This window comes from Natrinema hispanicum (assembly GCF_900111485.1).
GTDB lineage: Archaea > Halobacteriota > Halobacteria > Halobacteriales > Natrialbaceae > Natrinema > Natrinema hispanicum_A.
In genome coordinates this window covers 26,918-45,843 of sequence record NZ_FOIC01000021.1, presented here as the reverse complement: position 1 = coordinate 45,843, position 18,926 = coordinate 26,918, and the positions used below count along the sequence as shown (strand labels likewise).

Annotated in this window: 12 protein-coding genes and 1 pseudogene; 7 read left to right on the top strand and 6 right to left on the bottom strand. The window is 59.1% G+C overall.

Going from position 1 to position 18,926, the window contains the following annotated elements; genetic code table 11:
• Together BSG09_RS21130 and BSG09_RS15345 are read right to left on the bottom strand one after the other, a co-directional pair.
• Window positions 1–185, bottom strand: a pseudogene (locus tag BSG09_RS21130) (RNA-guided endonuclease InsQ/TnpB family protein); the annotation flags it as partial.
• 241 nt (window positions 186–426) lie between these two features.
• A complete protein-coding gene (locus tag BSG09_RS15345; protein WP_092934629.1) occupies window positions 427–2,220 on the bottom strand; it encodes a hypothetical protein in 1,794 nt (597 codons plus the stop codon).
• A 224-nt stretch (window positions 2,221–2,444) separates the two neighbouring features.
• Here BSG09_RS15345 and BSG09_RS15340 point away from each other — a divergent pair, with 224 nt between their 5' ends.
• A complete protein-coding gene (locus BSG09_RS15340) occupies window positions 2,445–3,368 on the top strand; it encodes a glycosyltransferase (RefSeq protein ID WP_092934627.1) in 924 nt (307 codons plus the stop codon).
• A gap of 112 nt (window positions 3,369–3,480) precedes the next feature.
• Here BSG09_RS15340 and BSG09_RS15335 read toward each other — a convergent pair whose 3' ends face one another.
• The 3 genes from BSG09_RS15335 to BSG09_RS15325 form a co-directional block, all read right to left on the bottom strand.
• Window positions 3,481–4,557, bottom strand: a complete 1,077-nt coding sequence (locus tag BSG09_RS15335; protein ID WP_092934624.1) for a CARDB domain-containing protein — start codon at window positions 4,555–4,557, stop codon at window positions 3,481–3,483.
• A 388-nt stretch (window positions 4,558–4,945) separates the two neighbouring features.
• Window positions 4,946–5,902, bottom strand: coding sequence for a CARDB domain-containing protein (locus tag BSG09_RS15330; RefSeq protein WP_175542222.1), 957 nt, complete (start codon window positions 5,900–5,902; stop codon window positions 4,946–4,948).
• Window positions 5,903–6,293: 391 nt separating this feature from the next.
• Window positions 6,294–7,571 (bottom strand): DUF1616 domain-containing protein, encoded by a 1,278-nt coding sequence (locus BSG09_RS15325; protein WP_092934620.1) that lies wholly within the window; start codon window positions 7,569–7,571, stop codon window positions 6,294–6,296.
• A 118-nt stretch (window positions 7,572–7,689) separates the two neighbouring features.
• Here BSG09_RS15325 and BSG09_RS15320 point away from each other — a divergent pair, with 118 nt between their 5' ends.
• From BSG09_RS15320 to BSG09_RS15310, 3 genes are all read left to right on the top strand, one after another.
• The gene (locus BSG09_RS15320; RefSeq protein WP_092934618.1) at window positions 7,690–8,274 is read left to right on the top strand and encodes a metal-dependent hydrolase; all 585 of its coding nucleotides are present in this window, start codon (window positions 7,690–7,692) and stop codon (window positions 8,272–8,274) included.
• 316 nt (window positions 8,275–8,590) lie between these two features.
• Complete coding sequence (locus BSG09_RS15315) at window positions 8,591–9,601, top strand: lipid II:glycine glycyltransferase FemX (RefSeq protein WP_092934616.1); 1,011 nt, start codon at window positions 8,591–8,593, stop codon at window positions 9,599–9,601.
• 188 nt (window positions 9,602–9,789) lie between these two features.
• Complete coding sequence (locus BSG09_RS15310; RefSeq protein ID WP_092934633.1) at window positions 9,790–11,403, top strand: alkaline phosphatase family protein; 1,614 nt, start codon at window positions 9,790–9,792, stop codon at window positions 11,401–11,403.
• 16 nt (window positions 11,404–11,419) lie between these two features.
• On the opposite strand, the gene BSG09_RS15305 is transcribed toward BSG09_RS15310, so the two are convergent.
• A complete protein-coding gene (locus tag BSG09_RS15305; protein ID WP_092934614.1) occupies window positions 11,420–12,727 on the bottom strand; it encodes a hypothetical protein in 1,308 nt (435 codons plus the stop codon).
• A 286-nt stretch (window positions 12,728–13,013) separates the two neighbouring features.
• Between BSG09_RS15305 and BSG09_RS15300 the strand changes: the two genes are divergently transcribed.
• The 3 genes from BSG09_RS15300 (at window position 13,014) to BSG09_RS15290 (ending at window position 18,493) form a co-directional block, all read left to right on the top strand.
• Entirely contained in the window at window positions 13,014–14,855 is a 1,842-nt protein-coding gene (locus BSG09_RS15300; protein ID WP_092934612.1) for a hypothetical protein, read from the top strand.
• A 415-nt stretch (window positions 14,856–15,270) separates the two neighbouring features.
• Window positions 15,271–16,221, top strand: coding sequence for a hypothetical protein (locus tag BSG09_RS15295; RefSeq protein WP_092934610.1), 951 nt, complete (start codon window positions 15,271–15,273; stop codon window positions 16,219–16,221).
• Window positions 16,222–16,684: 463 nt separating this feature from the next.
• Complete coding sequence (locus tag BSG09_RS15290; RefSeq protein WP_175542221.1) at window positions 16,685–18,493, top strand: hypothetical protein; 1,809 nt, start codon at window positions 16,685–16,687, stop codon at window positions 18,491–18,493.
• The last annotated feature ends 433 nt before the right edge of the window (window positions 18,494–18,926 follow it).

The window sequence follows — 18,926 nt, the reverse complement described above, 5'->3', positions numbered from 1 at the left end:
CCTTTCAACTCGCGTTTCAACTCCTCGTGGTCGGGAATTTCGCCCGTGTCCTCCCAGACTTGGCGGGAGTGATAGTTGGCAACGTTCCAAAGTTTGCTGGCCGACCATCCGTGGCGGTCGAGCGAGTCCTCTACCTGTGAGCGGTTGAGGATTCGTGCTCGGTGGGTGCGATGGACTTCCAGCATTCGTGGAACGGCTGTATAATCGCTTATACTTGCTTCAATTGTAAAAGATTGGATTGAGAACCGTGGAATATCCAGTCCTGTCGGAGACGGTGGGGCGTGACACTGAGTGACGGCGCGTATCCACGGCCTAAAGGCCGTGGTATTGCGCCTGTTCAGCGTATAACACTCGGTGTTAAATACACCACAGATATTATACTAAATAATAGAGTTGGCAAAGAACCTCTTGTTGTCATTATCGAAGTTACTCGTCCATCCCGTAGATATAGTATAGTTCGAACTCGCCATTAGACTCAACTCGATTGACGCCATATTGCCCACCAACCGAATTCAATTGTCTCCGTGAATACCGTAATTCTTGGTAGGCACGTAGTTCCCGACCCTTATCTGCTTGTGTCACGATCAAATATCGGTCATCGATATATTGTCTGGAGAGTCCATTATCAATCTCCTCGCTAGTTATCCCATCGTACTGCTGGTTGCGAGTCAATTCACCGCGTATCGCATCTGCGTATCGGTTCGGTCCGGCACGGATTCCGACGAACGTCACATTCTCATCTCTGTTGTCAAAGGCAGTCTGGTGACCGGACATAGACATATCAGTAACGTGTGGGGAGGCGCTGTAGATATACGGCGATGGGAACACAGCCACTAACGAAATCAATAATAAGAACCCCAATCCGACAATGACGATACCGTGTACACCCGCTGGCAAATGTTCTCTTGCGAACGTAGTTAAACCATATACGATCGCAATTGACCCTGTGATCGTGATCAGGACTAGCATCAACCCGAGCACGCGGAAGTACATATTTCCGTAGGAACCGAGAAAATACAATGCGAAAACGCCGGTCAGTCCGGCCAAGCTGATGATGAAATACGGAACGAAACCGTTCGTCTTCCGCATCATTGTTCCATCGTTCTCCCAGATCGTCCACAGCATCAAGAGTCCGGTCAGGCCGATAAATACGAGGCTTGGGCTGAAGAGTTTTAGAAATAGTTCAGTGGCGCTGGCACCGAGTTCAGCGAGTGATGTACTCTGTGAACCGATCGAATCGCTGGCTGACCCTCCTCCGATAAAGTACGCAAGGGCTCCGGAGACAGCGTACTCGACCGAGCCTAAAAGGAAGTCATGCTGGGTGGTCCACGCGAGAAATGCAGCCAGAAGTACGATAGTTTGACCGTAGATCGGACGATGGTCTACAATCGGATGATCTGTACGATACCGTCGGTATAGATACTGCAATACACAGATACCAAGAAAAACAACGAGTAGATGCGCGACGAGCTGTGGGTGATAGAAGACGAGCGTAATCGATGTGATCGCAAAGAGCACTCCGATAGCAGATAGGAGAGGGTGTACTGCCCCACCGCCAACGTACTTCAGCAAGAGGTATAGAGTGACCGAAAAAAACAGGATTGCCTGTGACATTGCGTGAGGAACGAGATAAGTACTGAGGTTCGTGATTGGCAAAAACAGAAAGGCAGAAAAGGCACCGATAACCGTGCTATACGGACTCTCAAGTCCAACCGACACCGACAGTGTCACAAACAAGAAAAAAAGAGACGACAGAGTGACAATCACGAACAACGCTGCATGAGCGAGATCGATCTCGAATATCACGGAGAGGATGGTCGTGACTGTATGAAACGCAGGATACTCGAGTTCGATAGGTGAAAATGACCCTGACTGGATACCACGTATCCATCCAAGATGGGTAAGCGCATCACCGGCACCATAAAACCGATATCCGCGAAGAATCGGAAGTCCAACGAAGGCCACGAGGGACCCACCACCGAGTCCGAGCCCGAGCTGGCGGTACCAGTCGGTCGTCGCCCCGAAAGAAACGAGGAGGGAAACGAACAGCGCACACCCGGATAGTATCCAGAACGCGAGTGGCGTGTTCGTATACAGGGACAGCTCGTATCCAGTCGCCGGTGTCGAGTGAGCGGCGAAAACGGCACCACTGAGAGCGAGGAATCCGATTGCGAGGAGTCCACTCTCTCCCAGTGTCGAACGCGAACGCGCCTGTGGCATTATTCGCACCTTCGCAAGCCCACACCTTGTTATGAAGCGCGTGAATACCAGTAACTTCGATATAGAGCCATCCCGGAAATTGAGACAGAACTGATTGTCAGATGGTGATTGCAGAATTATCAGCCGTTCGCTGGCAGTAACGGACGCGTTCGGATTGCCACCTCAGATGCTTCATAACAAAACCTCCAACTCCAGAACGTCCGGACAAAGACACCCACTCGAAGATGAATGTTCTTAATCTGACATCGAAATCGAACTCGCCACCGTTCGAACTGCAGATACGGGCCCTCGAGGAACGCGGCATCGACTGCACGACGGTTTCGGTACCGGGGATGGTGACGGCGGAATCGGGCCGATCCGTCCTCGATTACGTGCGATTCTATCCGACGGTGCTGACTGAATCACTCGGGTCGTACGATCTCGTTCACGCGAACTACGGACTGACAGCGCCGTTTGCACTGGCGCAACCGCGATTGCCCGTCGTGCTCTCGCTTTGGGGGACGGATCTCGACGGTGAACTCGGCTGGGTGAGCAAACGCTGTGCGCCCTACTGTGATGCCACGATCGTCATGTCGGAACAGATGGAACGTGAGTTGGGACAGGACTGTCACGTGATTCCTCATGGGGTTGATTTCGATATCTTCGAGCCGATGTCGCAGTCGAACGCGATCGATCGACTTGGCTGGGACCCGGATGCGAAACACGTGCTCTTTCCATACAAGAAAGAGCGTACAGTGAAAAACTATCCACGAGCGGCACGAATCGTCGACGCGGTTCGTGACGACGTTTCGGGACCGGTCCACCTCCAGACGGCTCGTGAAGTGCCACACGCTGAGATGCCGATCTATATGAACGCTGCCGACTGCCTGCTGTTGACCTCCGACCGTGAGGGATCGCCGAACGTGGTCAAAGAGGCACTGGCGTGTAACCTGCCGGTTATTTCCGTCGACGTCGGCGATGTCCGTGAGCGACTCGAGGGTGTCACACCCTCGAGCGTCTGTCAAACAGACGCGGAGCTTCGACGCGCGCTGGCTACTGTTCTTACCAGCGAAACTCGGTCGAACGGGCGTGAGCAGGCCGAGAAAATCAATATGGGGTGGATGGCTCCACGGATTCACGACGTGTATCGTGACGTCGTCGATCACTAAGCGGATGTCGACGGTGTCCTGTAAATAAGGCAAGTGATCGCGTTGACCGTGTGAGAAACAAACGTCGAGAGTGTTCCTGATTTTTGCCCGATCGGAGAACGACGACGACGGACTACAGGCGACGATAGACCACGAGCGTTCCGAGAAGCGCGGCCACTGCCACGGCAGTCACACCGAAGCCGGGCAATCCATCACCATTACCGACGGTTACATCCTTTGTTTGGTCTGCTGCTCCGATCGTATATGTGCCCGCTTCGTCGAACGTGGTCGTCGTCGACAGCGTCACGGTCTCGCCAGGGTCGAGGGACACTTCTTGTTCGTCAACGGTCTCACCATCGACGGTAAACGGCACGGTAACGTTCTTGGTGACGCCGCCGTCGTTTTTGACCGTGGCCTCGATGGTCGCAGACTCGCCCGGCGACACCGTCTCGTCCATGGTCAGTTCGGTCACGGTATGCGAGCTACAACTCCCGGACTGGATCACGACCGGTTTGTCCATATCGAGCGAGATTCGTTCGGTGCCGGTCTGGGTCGCAGAGACTGCGTCCCACTCACTGATCCGGCCGTCGGTCGACTGTACGGTAGCGGCGTCGCTGTTGAACCGTGGGCTGATCTCGATCAAGAAGTCGTCGTCCATGCCGCCGTTGAACGCAGCGCCGTCACTTCGGCCCTCAGACCAGAGCCACGTGATGCGACTCGAGGTGTCGCGGTGATCGAACTCGTCGTCGGCTCCATCGTAGTTATCGTCCTCGACGACCCACTCGCCTTCTTTTGGCAAGTTGGTAAACGTCATCGTCGCTGCGCCACCGCCGGAGTCACCGCGATTCCGATCGTGGAGCACCACGAGACTGAGACCGTCACCGCCTTCATACAAGAAGAGCGAACTCGTATCGTCTTCTTGGAGATGAGTCGTTCCGTGAGAGCTGTAGGAGTGCGAACTCGGAGACGTATTCGGGGTCCGGTAGTCGTAGAACTCCTCGACGGTCAGGTGCCCGTTGCCGAGCGGTTCGATGGTCGTACACTGGTCTCCCTGAGAGATTGTATACGTGTCTGGTCCGGACTGTGCTGTGGCCGTGCCGGCCACTGCAGCCACGCCGAACGTCGAACTGACGACGAGAGAGGCCACGACTGCAAACATCGTGAGCGACGAGTACGTTGCAGGGTTCATGCTACTGGATCGTTGTGACATTATTCGCCTCAGCCATGCCGATGCAGTTCATCCCAATTGTTATGTCATCATTTCTCAGGGAGTGAAGCGATAGTCACGAGATGTGGACGATGAAGGCAGCGAGCGGTCCGCAAACGTGTTTTAATTCACTATTTCTCATACGGTCTGCTGTAACGATTTACCGGCGCAACCGCAGGACGGGTTGCGGTTGCACCGGAAATGACAGACAGTAGTCAGTATCAGTGCCGTTTTCGGTTTCGATACTGGTGGGCAGAGCGAATCGCTTCGACGCTCAAACGTGGACATGCGGTCGCCACTTGCCGTGAGCCTCCGTCTCGAGCGAATCACGAGTTGAAAGGAGCGAAGAAGATCACGGCTCGAACAATGTCGCGATCGAGGTGGCGTTGACTTACTGGCGATAGCGGATGAGCAGGACACCGGCCAGCGCTGCCAGCGAGACGGCAACAACGCCGAATCCAACCATCTCGTCGCCGCTTCCAGTGACGGACATCGTCATGGTTCGGTCACCTGCCGCGACGGTGTACGTCCCCGTATCGTCGAACGTCGTCGTCGTTGACAGGGTCGTGGTCTCGCCAGGCTCGAGTGTCACATCCCGTTCGTCGACGATTTCGCCGTCGACGGTGATCGGAACTGCCGTTGTCGCCGTTCGCTGGCCGGCGTTCTCGACGGTCGCCGTGATAGCAACGGACTCACCAGTCGTCACCCTGTCGTCGATCTCTAGTTCGGTGACCGAAACCGAGGGACAGCCGTCGGATCGGATCTCGATCGGTTCGGTCATGTCAAGCGAGGTCCGTTCGTAGCCGTTCTCGGTCGCCGACAGCACCTGCCAGTCGGTAATCGTGCCCTCGTACAGCCGGAAATCGGCTGCGTCGTTAAACGCGGGATCGATCGTGAGTTCGACGTCGTCATCGAGGCCACCGCGGAAGACAGCTCCGTCGTTCCGCCCATCGGTATACACCCACGTGATGCGACTCGAGGTGCGATCGTGCATGAATTCGTCATCACGTCCCTCATAGCCATCGTCCTCAATGACCCACTCGCCGGCGTCGGGCAGCCCAGTGAACTCCATCGTCACCGCACCACCGGCGGTATCGCCAGCGTGCTGGTCGTGAAGCAAAACGAGACTGATGCCATCACGTCCCTCGTACAGGAACAGCGAACTCGTATCGTCTTCCTGAAGATGTGTCGTGCCGTACGAGCTGTAGTTGTACGAACGAGGCGCGGTATTCGGCGTTCGATAGTCGTAAAACGCCTCAACGGATTGTGAGCCGTTGCCAAGCGGATCGATAGTGACACACTCGTCCCCCTGAACGACTGCATACTGACCGTCAGATTGTGAGGGCACCGATTGGGCAGTGACGATGCCAGCCCCAATTATCGTTCCAAACACGATCACAACGTTCGTGATAACGAGCACGCACGTACTGCGTGCGGGAATTCTGTTACTTATTCTCATGATATTGGTTGTGTTCTCTATCGAAGTGTCTGCTACTCGAGTCAGTCAGGAAGCAAGCTATTGTTATGGAGGAGATTATCCGGCACTGACCGGATTTCGGTGCGCTCGAGCGAGGACCAGCGGAGAAGCGACCGGAGTCAGCGATACCAGTGGCGCGGACGGATTCGTTGCCGTCGACCGCGTCTCGGTCGCAGCCGCAGTGTCGATGGTGTCACCACCTCCGCCGATGTATCACACCGATCAGGCCGAATTACTTGCGGCGCGATCTCGAGACGCGATATCAGTCGTCTATCGGTACGTCATCGGCTCCGTCAGCCGGTTCACCTTCGGCCTCGGCGTCATCGATCTCGTCGTCCGGTTCGTCTTCGGCAGCCTCATCAGCCGGTCCGGCTTCGCTTTCGGTTTCGGCAGCCACATCGTCGTCAAATATGCCGTCGAATGGATCGCCGATCCCATCGTCCGTGTCACTGGATTCGGTCTCATTGTCTGTAGAATCGGTTTCGTCCTCACTGCTACCGCCTTCGGGCACAGTACTGTCTGTCTCAGCTACAGTCGTCCAGAAGTATGCGTTCCGATAGGCGTTCTCGAATGTCGGTGTCTCCGGTGTCCCGTCAGGATACAGCAGGACAGCAATTCGAACGGTCCCCTCCTCGGTCGTTGGCGTGACGGTTTGATCGACGTAGTCGGTCGTCCCCTGATTGACCTGCATGTCAGTCCGCTGTAGCTCCGTCCGTTCGACCAGCTCGCCGTCCACGAATCGCTGTTCCTGCACGACGACAGTATAGGTCATTTCTCGTTGCTCCTGGTTCTCGACACCGACGACGAACGGGACCGACTCGTTCGGTTCGATTTCCGGCGGGTACCCCGACGCGACGAGTTCTCCAGACTCGTTTTCGGTGAGCAGTCGAAGGCTCGTATATTGCTCGCCCTCCTGTGGAGAGACGAGCGCATAGCCGACTGTCGTCACCGCAAGCACCATGCTGAGGACGAGTACGACGTTGATAGCAACCTGCAGTGTCGATTTCGCGCCGAAGACCGCTGTGTGAGCGGCCTCGAGCCGCCGACCGAATCTCACCCGGTAGCGATCGACTGGCGGAACGGACAGTCGGCGGGCAGTAGCGAGACTCGTACCGACAATCGAAAAACAGGCCACTGCACTACCGACGACCGGACCGGTGAACCCCCACGGCGTTGCCGCAATGACTAGCCCGAGAAGCGGTAAGACCGCGAAACTCAGTCCGAACGAAAGCGCCCCACGCTCGATGTCGGTCAACGCCTGCGTTTGCTGAATGAACCGACGACGACCGGCTTGGGGCTCCTGAACGGGGGTCGCTCGCGGGAAGAGCGTTGCAACGGTCACGTAGCCCGGCACGAGAAACAAGAACGGAAATCCGACTGCTGCTCGCACCACCGGTGATGACACGTTCGCAACGACCAAGACCACAGTCGCGACGACAGTGAAGCCAGCGACACCGATCAGATCAGTCGGTATCACCGTAGCGAGGCGCTTGCTTCGCCGACGCAGGGTCGAGACAGGCTGAAACGGGAGGCCTTTCATTGTACTTGGCAGTTATCAGTCGCTCGCATCCCCTAGCCATTGTTACTTGTAAGATAACGATCCCGCGCGATCGCGTATCAGCGCCATTATCAATATCGACAGCGGCGTCCAACCAGCTATGTGGCCGTGGGAACACGCACTCTTCGGGTACCTCGTCTACTCGGCGGTCTGTCACGCTCACTACCGGGACGCGCCCGGCGAGTACGAAGCGGCGGTCGTCCTAATCGCATCCGTTCTGCCGGACGTGGTCGACAAAACGCTGGCCTGGCAGTTCGACGTGTTTCACTCCGGCTACGCGCTCGCTCACTCGATATTCATCACTGTCCCGCTCGTGACCATTGCGGGACTGGTCGCTCGAGAATACGGTCGACCCGCGCTCGGACTCGCGTTCGCCATTGGGTATCCGCTTCACCTCGTGGGTGATGTGATCCCCAGCTACATCTCGAGCGGCGAGTGGACGATCTCCCACCTCCTCTGGCCAGTCGTCATCATCGAGGGTCGCGATCACGGCGGCCTGCTCGAGGGATTCCGTCACAACTTCGGCCCATATCTCGCAGAGGTGCTTGCGCTCGAGCCGACACCGTATCTACTCGTCCAAGTCGGTATTGCCCTCACAGCGGTTGGGCTCTGGATCGTCGACGGCTGGCCGGGCTGTCGGCTCGTTGTTCGCTGGAACCGGCTGCTCTACGAGCGGCTGAGTTGAGGGGATGGTGGCAACAACGCGGAATGGGCAGAAGGCAATCGCCGCAGGTAGGACCACCGTAACGCGTGCTGCCGACACCGACCGGTCTCCCGAATACTGATACGGTCTGCTGTAAGTCATTTCTGGTGCAACCGCGACCCGTCCTGCGGTTGCACCGGTAAATCGGTACAGCAGACCGTATGAGACGATCACACCTGTCTCGTGGTGAGTCAGGAAACAGGCTGCTTACAAAGTAGCTCTGACGCGAGGCGATCCCTATGGACTGGACCGTGACGAGCGAATCGAGACGGCCGACCGACAGCGGGGGACCGCAGCCATGAGCATCGATGTCCGCGTCGCGACCGACGACGACCTCGAGAAGTGGAACGGATACGTCGAGCGATCGCCACAGGGAACGCTCTGTCACGAACTCGAGGCGCTACAGGTCCAGGCCGACCACGCCGGTGCGACGTTGCATCCGCTGATCGGATTCAAGGGACAGGAACCGGTCGGGCTCTTCCCCGTCTTCGAGATCAAAAAGCAGTTCGTGACGACGGCGTTTTCGCCGCCGCCGCATCTCCGCGTGCCGTATCTCGGGCCGGCGTTTCTAAACATGGGGAAGCTGAAACAGCGAAAGCGCGAACGGCGGCGACAGCGATTCATCGACGGCTGCTTCGAGTGGATCGAGACCGAATTGAATCCGAAGTACAGCCACGTTCGCACCGCGACAGCCTTCGAAGACGCACGTCCGTTCAAGTGGCAGGCGTACGACGTGACACCGGAGTATACCTACGTGGTCAACCTCGCGAGAGAGGAAGACGACCTGTTGATGAGCTTTAGCAGCGACGCACGGAGCAACATTCGCAACACCGACGACGATGCCTACGAGATTGCAGTCGGCGGCTCCAAGGAGCTCCGTCTGATCCACAAGCAGGTCCAGAATCGCTACGAATCACAGGGGATCGGCTTCGACGTACCGGTCGAGTTCATTCTCGATCTCGCCGAGCGGTCGCCAAACGGCCACGTCCGACCGTACACGCTCCGTGTCGACGGTGAGTTCGTCGGTGGCATCGTGGCCCTCGAGTACGGCGACACCACGGGCCGGTGGATGGGTGGCGTCCGGACCGACGCCGATGTCGACCTCCCGACGAACGACCTCCTCGACTGGGCAGTCATGCAAGACGGACGCGCGCGTGGCCTCGAGACGTACGATCTCATCGGCGCGGATACGCGCCGGATCAACCGGTACAAAGCGAAGTTCAACCCCGAACTGCGGACATACTACAGCCTCGAACACGGTACGTGGGGAATGCAAACGATCGCATCGCTGTACGATAGCGTCAAGTGAACTGTAGGTCAGCACTGGAGACGGACGAGCGCAAGCCAGTCGAGACAGGTACACGGTCGTTACTTCAGCTGGCGAACGCATGATGGCAATCAACTCGTGACTGCCGACCAAGGATAGATTCGAACACAGTCTTTTCTTGTTGGTAATCTAAGGCATAACAAAGACCGACCGAGATGGACGAATCGACGATGGACGACGGATCTTCGCTTCAGACACTCCTTGTCGGCATCGATGCTGCCTGCGATCGGGTACTGGCACCGCTGTTCGAAGACAACGAGGTCCCCACCCTCGAGTCGATCTATCGGAACGGAACCAGCGGGGCCCTCGAGTCACAGATTCCACCGTGGACGGCCTCGGCGTGGCCGTCGCTTTACACGGGGATGAATCCCGGCAAACACGGTGTCTATGGCTTTCTCTCGTTCGATGGGTACGACTGGGATGTCGTCAACGCGACCGACGTTCGCGAACGGACGCTGTGGGAGTTGCTCGATCGCCACGGCGTGACGAGCGTCGTCGTCAACGTCCCGGTCACGTATCCGCCACGGGCGTTCGATGGGGCCCTGATTCCAGGATACACTGCACCGGAGGACCCGGACTGCCACCCCGAGGGGGTGCTCGAGGACGTCCGAGGGGCAATCGGTGAGTATCGCGTCTATCCTGACGGCGATACCGACGATCTCGGTACTAAATATAGTGACTGCGTGCGCATGCGAGGCGAGGCGTTTCGGTATCTCGCCGACCGATACGATCCCGAGTTCGGCTTTCTCGAGTTCCAAGCGACTGATTCGATCTTTCACAAGCGGCCCGACGACAAAGCAGCGATCAGCGCCATCTACCGCGAGGTCGATCGGCAACTCAACGAGATTCTCGAGGCCCACGAGCCGACGAACGTGATCGTCGCCAGCGATCACGGAATGGGGCCGTACGACGGCCACGAGTTCCGGATCAACGAGTACCTCCGCGAAGCGGGGTTCGTCGAAACCGAACGCGGCGGGACGGGAATGCCGACGTGGGCGACCGTTCGCGACGGTAATCTCAAGGAAGGGAAGGACGCAGCGGAGTACGAACCCGGGGTCGCCGAGCGGGCGATGGCAGCCGCCGCGAGGGTCGGACTCACGAGCCAGCGACTCGGTGCGATCCTCGAACGCCTCGGCCTCGACGACCTCGCCGCGGCCTATGCCCCGGCCGGGCTCGTCAGCGCGGGGGCAACCCAGGTCGATTTCCGTGCGTCGAGCGCCTACGTTCGCTCGCGGATCGAACTCGGCGTCCGAATCAATCTCGAGGGGCGGGAACCCGACGGCGTCGTCCCGCCGTCGGAATACGAGAGCGTCCGAACACAGCTTATCGACGCCTTACGAGCGGTCACGACGCCCGATGGCGACCCTGTGTTCGAGACGGTTGGGCGCAGGGAAGAGTACTTCCACGGCCCCGAGAGCGACGACGCCGTCGACATCGTGACCGTCCCGGCGGACTTCCAACACTTCATCTCGGCGACGTTGCGAGACGAGCAGTTCGGCCCGCCGAGCGAGCCCTGGAACCACAAGCTCGAGGGAACGGTCGCGGCGTACGGCGACGATATCGATCACGCTGCTGGCGTCGGGGATGCCCATCTCTTCGATATCGCGCCGACCGTCCTCTCGACGCTCGGGGTTCCATTCGACGAACGGATGGATGGCGAGCCTCTCCCGTGTGTCGAGGCGGCTGGAACGCGCCAGTATCCACGGCTCGAGGAGGATCGATCGATCGAGACGGCAGACGAGGGCGTCGAAAAACGACTCGCTGATCTCGGGTATCTCGAGTGACAGCCAAAGAAGGGGACTATCGATCGGACCGAACGAACTGCAGGCCGGCTTTTGCCGTCCGCCAGGCCGGATACACCGTACTGTAAACGCTGTTCGGCGTGTTTCTCGCGCCGATCCAAAAGAGCCGGTGTGTCAGCGGCGGTTCGGACGACGAGACCAGCTCGTCTAAATCGACGGTCTCGAGCCACTCGAAGAAGGTCCGCTCGGCCGACGACGCAGGTTCTGTCTCGCGAGCGCGCTCGCGGATGTCAGCCCACATGTGACGTTCGTCCTGTCCAAGCACCCAGTCGCCGCGCTCGAGCGAGCGTCGGAGGTCATGATAGTCCGCGTCCGAGAACGGATAGCCGTGGGCCGACGGCTCGAGACCCGAGAGCCGGAGCCCAATGGCAGTGCGATAACACTTTTCACACTCGCCACAGTTGCCGTCCATGCGGTTGTTACAGGTCTGGAGCTGGAGGTCCGGATCCTCGTTGCGGACGTAGTCGGCGATGACGTCGAGGCGTTCCTGTCGGGTGAGTTCGTAGACGTCGTGGTGACACCCCGTGCCGGTCCAACGGACGTGCTCGTCGATGTCGGGGCGAGAGCCCCACTCGAGATCGATGCCGTCCCAGTGAGTCGCGGCGACGTAGAGATCGGTCATCCCGCGTGCGTAGGCCATCGGCGCACAGAGGCCCAAGAGTCCGAGGCCGTGGCCGACGGAGCTGTACCAGCCGCCGTCGACGTAGCGCTTGTAGTGGGCCAACAGCATGGGATGGTCCAGAAAGGAGAGCATGTTCGACTCGACGAAGGCGGTCGCACAATCGTGATCGGCAGCGAACCCAGAGACGCGCTCGCGGAGGGCGTCCCACTTCTCGTCGTCGGCCGCATCCGGCGTGATCGTCCAGCCCCGGATGCTGATCAGCGTCGGCGACTCCTCGCGGTGGCGGACGTACGAACACGTCGAGTCCACGCCGCCGGTAAAGAGCAGGCCGCTCTCGTCGCCTGGCTCGTGCTCAGGCTCGATCGTGCTGCGGGCGTAGAGCGTCCCGCCCTCGAGAAAGTCGTACATCTCACACAGCGACGCCTGGACGTCCTCGAGTGCTCGGGCGAACGTCGCGTCGACCTCGTCGACGTAGACGTCGGCTCCGTTGGCCCACGCGACCGGACAGACCTGTGCGAGCACCGGAATCGCGAGGACGCCCTCGGGGACGTCCTCGATCGACACGTCGTAGCTGGTGCGAAACGGTTCGTCGGTGAAAAACCGCTCGAGGGCGGCTGAACTGCGGATCGAACACTCGAGGCGGTCGCCGTGGGCTGAAATCTCGTCGATGATAATCGATGACATAGGACGTAGTCGGATCGTCCAGACTGGATCACGACCGGCTACAAAAACCATCAGAACCGTTGAACGGCCGCACGCTGAGACGGCGAGCTGTAGGCAGTCGTCCCCGATCGACAGGGACAGCATATCTCGACGCGCGCGCGAGCTGTGACAGTCTCTCACACTGTTGTACGAACGGCGACGACGGCTGTGTTCGCAGGTATGATCCCTATAACAATCCACGGCAGCGGCGACGACTGGGCCAATACATGCGTCTCGAGAGTGGTTCGGCCGCACCGGGTGACCCCCCATGAGACGATCGGCGATCGAAATGACGGTCGCGGTCGGCTTTCTCGCGGTTGCGATCGGGCTCCTCGTGGCGAGAGCGAACCCTGCGACTGCCTACGAGGCGTCGGTCTACGTGGGGACGCCGACGGTCACGTGGGCTGGCTTCGCGCTCGCGCTTGCGATTGCCGTTGGAACGACGCTGGTCTGTCGTGGTCGCCAGCAGGGTGTTGGGATCGGCCTCGGCGCGCTGACAGTGACAGCAATCGTGAGCCTGCCGTTGGTGCGGAACTACCGCTTTGCCGGGATGGGCGATGCGCTCACGCATCTGGGGCTGACACGAGACATCGTCGCCGGCGCGACACAACCCCACGAGCTCTTTTATCCGGGATTGCACGCGATCGCAACGGTGTTTCACTTCGTCGGCGGTATCTCGATCGAGCGTGGCCTCCTGATCGGCATGGTCGTCCTGTTTGTCCCCTTCGTCGTGTTCGTCCCGCTGGTCGTCCGTGGGATGGCTGGCAGCGAGTTGGCAGTCGGGATCGCCGCGATCGTCTCCTGGATGGTGTTGCCGGTCAATAATATCGCGACACACATGGCCGTCCACACCAACTCGAACGCGCTGTTTCTCGTGCCGCCTGCCGTCTTCGCGCTCGTTGCCTACCTCCGACGGCGCTCGACAGTCGAACAGCTTCCCCTCGATATCTCGCCGTTTAGCGCTCTTATCCTTCTGACTGGGTTCGCGCTCCTCGTCGTCCATCCCCAGCAGATGATCAACGTCGTCGTCCTCATCGGCGCGGTCAGCGGTATCCAGTATCTGGCCCGCTGGCGCTTCGACGACCATCCGATGCTCGAGCATCCGACGACCTACGCCCACACGATCTCACTCGGTGCCCTCTTTGGCATCTGGGCGCTCAGCAAAGAGCGGTTCAGGCAGGCCGTCGTCGCGCTTGTCACCGGGCTTCTCGCACAGGATGTCGGCGGGAACTCAACGGTCAACCAGCGCGGGACGTCGTTGACCGAGATCGGTGGGAGTCTCACCGAGCTGTTCGTGAAGATGTTCCTCGATAAGACGATCATCGCGATTATCGTCGGCCTCTTTATTCTGGTCGTCTGGCTCCGCCGAACGAGTCTCGACGATGAGCCCAGATCCTTCGTCAACTACGTCTCGCTCTCGCTGTTCCCGCTGACCGGCATGTTCCTCGTCTACTTCCTCGGGACGCCGACGATGGCGTTCCGACAGATGGGGTTCATTTACGTGCTCCTGACAATCCTCGCCGGAATCGCCTTTGCACGGCTTACCGGCGGCCTCTCGAGCGTGATCACGAGGCCGGGTGCGAACGCGGTCGTCGCACTGGTGCTCAGTGCCTGTCTCGTCCTCGGGTTGGTGACGGTGTTTACGTCGCCGCTGATCTACAACCCCAGCCAGCACGTGACCGACGAAATGATGAGCGGGTACGAGGATGCATTAGGCCACGGGGCCGAGGGCGTCCCCTACGCGGGAATGGGGTACGACCCATACCGGTACGATCATGGAATCAACGGCGTTTCTGGCGGCGGTAGCGGGACGATCAGCGGCGCGTCGGCCACGACCGGAACTGCCAACGCCAGTGTGTTCTCGGCGGGCAATTACACCGGGGCCTATCCCGCCGACAAGTACTACCTCGTCTTCACGGAATGGGACCGGACCAAAGAGATCGATATCTACGAAGGGCTCAACTACGACCGTGTTGCACTCGAGGGACTCGACACCGAACCGGACGTGAACAAGGTCATCTCAAACGAGGAGTTCAAAATGTACACGGTCAATGGGACGACAGTCAACAGGACGGCGACCAACACCACGGCGGTCAACGCCACGGCGTAGGATTGCCGTCAGTCGACGTGACAGCCGTCCCGTCACCGTTGGCCATCGATCAGCGCACACGCGATCCCTCGAGCAGCAGTTGTGTGACGCGAGGGGCCGATCGACCGGCAGTAATACCGGTTTGTGACCGTGAAAGACGATGCTGCCTGTGTGAAACAACGTTACTTCGCTGTGTAACAGTCTGTCAGCCGCCTGCTGAATCCGGCCGAGGTAGCGCTTCTGGTCGATGTATTCACTGATTTCCCGAGGAACGCTGTGATTTCCTGGTGGCTATCGGGCGCTGATTCGTTCGTAATTTCGAGATTGAAAACTCGTAGTTTGTGTGTATTCGTGCAGTGTTAGAAATATTGTCTGAAAATCCTAAAGATGATAGCAAGAAAAAGTTTATGAGTGTAAGGTGGTGTTACGGAACTGTATGGCGCAGAATCCCCGTACGTCCGAAACGGAATCTACTCCGACAACAGGCCGTAATTCCGGATTAACCCGCCGCAACTACGTTCGTTCGCTCGCCGCGGTGGCGACTGCAACGACGGCGATCGGTGGGGCCGGCTCCGCTGCGGCCAAGGACGACTACGAGGTCATCAAAGCCCAGGGACAGACGATCACCATCGACGCAGGTGAGACCTGGGAAAACAAGCTCATCGACATGACGACCGGTCAGGACATTGTTGTCACTGCCCACAGCAGCAACTGGACGATCCGAAACATCGGATTCAAGGGTCAGAACACGTCCGGGACCGGGACCGCTACATTTGGCATCTCCGACACCGCTGGTGGCACCTGTACCGTCGAAAACGTCTACCTCGGCGACGGTGCGAGCACGGGTAACGGCAACCCCAACGGACACGGCCAGACCGCCTTCTGGGCCGCCCCCGACCACTCCGGCCACATCGACTTCAAGAACGTCAACATTCAGGGCTTCGCGGACAACGCGATCTACGGCTCGGCCCCCGGTAACAACGGTGGCGGGACGATCCACATCGACAACAGTTTCGCCGCGAACTGTTATGTCTCACACTTCCGACTGGCCACTGAAGGCAGCAAGGTCACGAACTCGAGCGTCTACGTCGACACCAGCGAGGGCTACGTCGGCCGCGGGATCTGGGCGTGGGCACCCGGAACGATCGAGGTCGAGAACTGCCAGCTCGAGATGAACGGCCAGAACAACGCTATCGTCGCCGGTGCGAACGGCAAGCCGACCGAAGTCGTCGTCAAAAAATCCGACTACGACAAACAGGCGGGCATCGCCGAACACTCCGGCTCGAACGTCAACCTCGGCAACAACGTCGGAACCAGCCCCGAGGCAGTGATCCCTGACGGCGTCCCGACCTCCCCGAAAGAAGCCGCATCTGGCGCGTCGAACTAAATCCTCTTCTGAGACGACACCGCGAATACGGACCCAGCTGACGCGACGTTCTCCGTCTAGCAGTTCCCGCTGACGCGACTCCCCTCCCCAGCGCGGATCATCGTTGATCCCCTCCACGATCCGTGCTCTCTCGCAACATACTTTAGTTTCTGTTTTCGCTTCGACACTCGTGGTAGCCCCTTGAGTAGCTCAGCCACCGCGAGCTCTTGGGTGTGATCGGCCGGTCATCCGGTGGTAAAATTGTATTACCGGGCACCAACGCTCGAGATCGATCGGATGTCAGCGCTTCTCGGGCGGTAATACAGTATTACCAACAGTGAGGATGATATATTCCACAAATAAAATTCCAATTCGATATATCACACAATCATCTATGAATCCTACAGACAATAGGTACAGTCTGTAAATTTTAGGCTCTGGAATTGGGAAAGTTTATTGCGGTAGTGTCTAATTACCCGATTGCATGGCACGCGACCTTTCGGAACTGGATGACGAGTCGTCTTTCTCTCGTGACGGCGAGACGATCGACGACAGTGGTAATGATGGATTACTACATCGACGATCGTATATGAAACTCGCCGGTGCAACGACAGCAGCAGCGGCACTCGGCGGAACCGCGAGTGCAGCGGCTGACGACTACGAGGTCATCGAGGCCCGTGGCCAGACGATCCGGGTCGGCCGAGGCGACACCTTCGAGAACAAGCTGATCGACTTCACTACCGGCGAGAGTTTTCTGATCTACGTCGAGGGTGCGAACTCGGTGATTCGGAACATCGGCTTCAAAGGTCTCTACCGAGGTGCGTCATTCATTATTTCGATCAACGCCGGGCAGGGCGACATCCTCTTCGAGAACATCTATCTCGGTGACGGCGCGACAAAGGAAGGCGCTGATTTCGTACACGGCCCCGGTGCCGTCTTCATGCACAAAGGCAGTCAGGCAGACCTCACGTTCCGTCACTGCAACGTACAGGGGTTCCCGAACAACGGCTTCTACTGTTCCAATACGCCCGTCGGCGGCAGCGTTCGCTTCGAGAGCTGTTTCGGGAAGAACAACGGCGTCTCCACCTTCCGGTGTGGCAGCGAAGACGACGAAATCGTCAACTGCGTCGCTTACAACGACACCACCGACTATGGACGCGGCTACGGCGGCTACATCGAGACCGACGGGCGGCCCGTCTGGGTCTGGAACGGTGGCACCGTGACGATCCGCGACTCGCACTTCGCCGACGGCCCCTACCCCTACGCGCTCGTGGCCGGGGCGAACGGCTCCCCCGGCAGCGTCGACTTCCAGAGTGGCGGCTACCGCGGCACGATCCAGCGCGCAAGCGGCTCGACGGTCTCGATCGGCAGCGACGTCTCACGGAATCCGGACCTCTCGATTCCCGACGGCGTCCCAACGTCGCCCGAGGAAGCCGCATCGGGGTCCGGAAGTACAGGCTCGAGCAGTTCCGGGCGCACGGACACGAACGACGAACCGGACCTGCCGAACCTGCTGCTCGTCGACGGCAGTCCATCGGATGCGACGCGATACGAGTTCACCGTCAGCGGCGAAGTCGAACACTCCAACGCCAAGGGCGCGTCGATCGACGACGGAGACACCATCGACGGCTCGACCGTGCAAGGCAGCGTCGGCGACTGGAAAGACGCCTTCCGCTATGCGGGCGAGCTCGAGGAACTCACCGTCGACGGCCCCGGCTCGGTGCTCATCAACGGCGAGGCAGTCGACCCCGCTGACTACGGCCAGGAAAAGCCACACGTGCTCGAGGTTGTGGGCAGTGGAACACCGACGAGCTACGAGATCACAGTCGACGGGGCGATCGAACTCGCATCGACCGACGAACCGGCAACGGAGGCGACGACAGTCTCGGGCACGACCGTCCAGAGTTCGGTCACTGACGAAACCCAGACCGTCCGGTTCTCAGGGGAGCTGACGGACATCACCGTTACCGACGGCGAAGCTACTGTCATGCTCGACGGCGAGCAGATCGACCCGAGCGAGTACGGCGACCAGGAACTGCCGCCCCACGCGCTCGTAATCGACGGCGTCGATACCGACGGGCCGAGCACGTACTCCTTCGAGGTCGACGGGACGGTCGTCAAATCCACCTACCAGGACGCCTCGATAGATGACGGCGACGTGATCGACGGGACGACCGTTCGCGGCGCTGTCTACAACTGGATCGACGCCTACTGGTTCGACGGCGACATCGCCGACTTCCGACTGCGTGGCGATGCGAACGTCGACGTTCAGTACAACGCACGCGATCAGTAACTGCATCCGATTTTCTGCTTCACCGTCACTGTCCGCTCGAGTACCTCGTCATCGCGACCGTAGATGTGACCCTCGAGACAGACCCATCGGTCGTCGTTCTCGACGATCCGGATCGGATAGTCGGGCGACGCCGTCGTCTCAATCGAGTACGATGCTGACTCGAAGCCGACGTCGGCTACGTACGTTGGCTCGCGCTCACCCGACGCGAGAGAACAGTCACCACTCGAGTCGCGTTAAAAGGCCCCCGCGCCGAGAACAGCTGCTGGCACGCGACTGTTCCGGTACTGGATGACGGTCGTCGGGAGCCGTCCGAACATACGAAGCCGAGCAGTAAAAAGTCTTCTTGGCGGACGGCAAGACACGACCACTGTCCAGTGGTTCGATTCCGTCACCGACGAATAAAACTGCTATCTGCTAGATCATGACTGACAAA

Coding starts and splice junctions, on each gene's coding strand:
- BSG09_RS15340 (WP_092934627.1), top strand. CDS start 2,445: ATGAATGTTCTTAATCTGACATCGAAATCGAACTCGCCACCGTTCGAA.
- BSG09_RS15310 (WP_092934633.1), top strand. CDS start 9,790: ATGGACGACGGATCTTCGCTTCAGACACTCCTTGTCGGCATCGATGCT.
- BSG09_RS15325 (WP_092934620.1), bottom strand. CDS start 7,571: ATGAAAGGCCTCCCGTTTCAGCCTGTCTCGACCCTGCGTCGGCGAAGC.
- BSG09_RS15320 (WP_092934618.1), top strand. CDS start 7,690: ATGTGGCCGTGGGAACACGCACTCTTCGGGTACCTCGTCTACTCGGCG.
- BSG09_RS15300 (WP_092934612.1), top strand. CDS start 13,014: ATGAGACGATCGGCGATCGAAATGACGGTCGCGGTCGGCTTTCTCGCG.
- BSG09_RS15335 (WP_092934624.1), bottom strand. CDS start 4,557: ATGTCACAACGATCCAGTAGCATGAACCCTGCAACGTACTCGTCGCTC.
- BSG09_RS15305 (WP_092934614.1), bottom strand. CDS start 12,727: ATGTCATCGATTATCATCGACGAGATTTCAGCCCACGGCGACCGCCTC.
- BSG09_RS15345 (WP_092934629.1), bottom strand. CDS start 2,220: ATGCCACAGGCGCGTTCGCGTTCGACACTGGGAGAGAGTGGACTCCTC.
- BSG09_RS15290 (WP_175542221.1), top strand. CDS start 16,685: ATGGCACGCGACCTTTCGGAACTGGATGACGAGTCGTCTTTCTCTCGT.
- BSG09_RS15315 (WP_092934616.1), top strand. CDS start 8,591: ATGAGCATCGATGTCCGCGTCGCGACCGACGACGACCTCGAGAAGTGG.
- BSG09_RS15295 (WP_092934610.1), top strand. CDS start 15,271: ATGGCGCAGAATCCCCGTACGTCCGAAACGGAATCTACTCCGACAACA.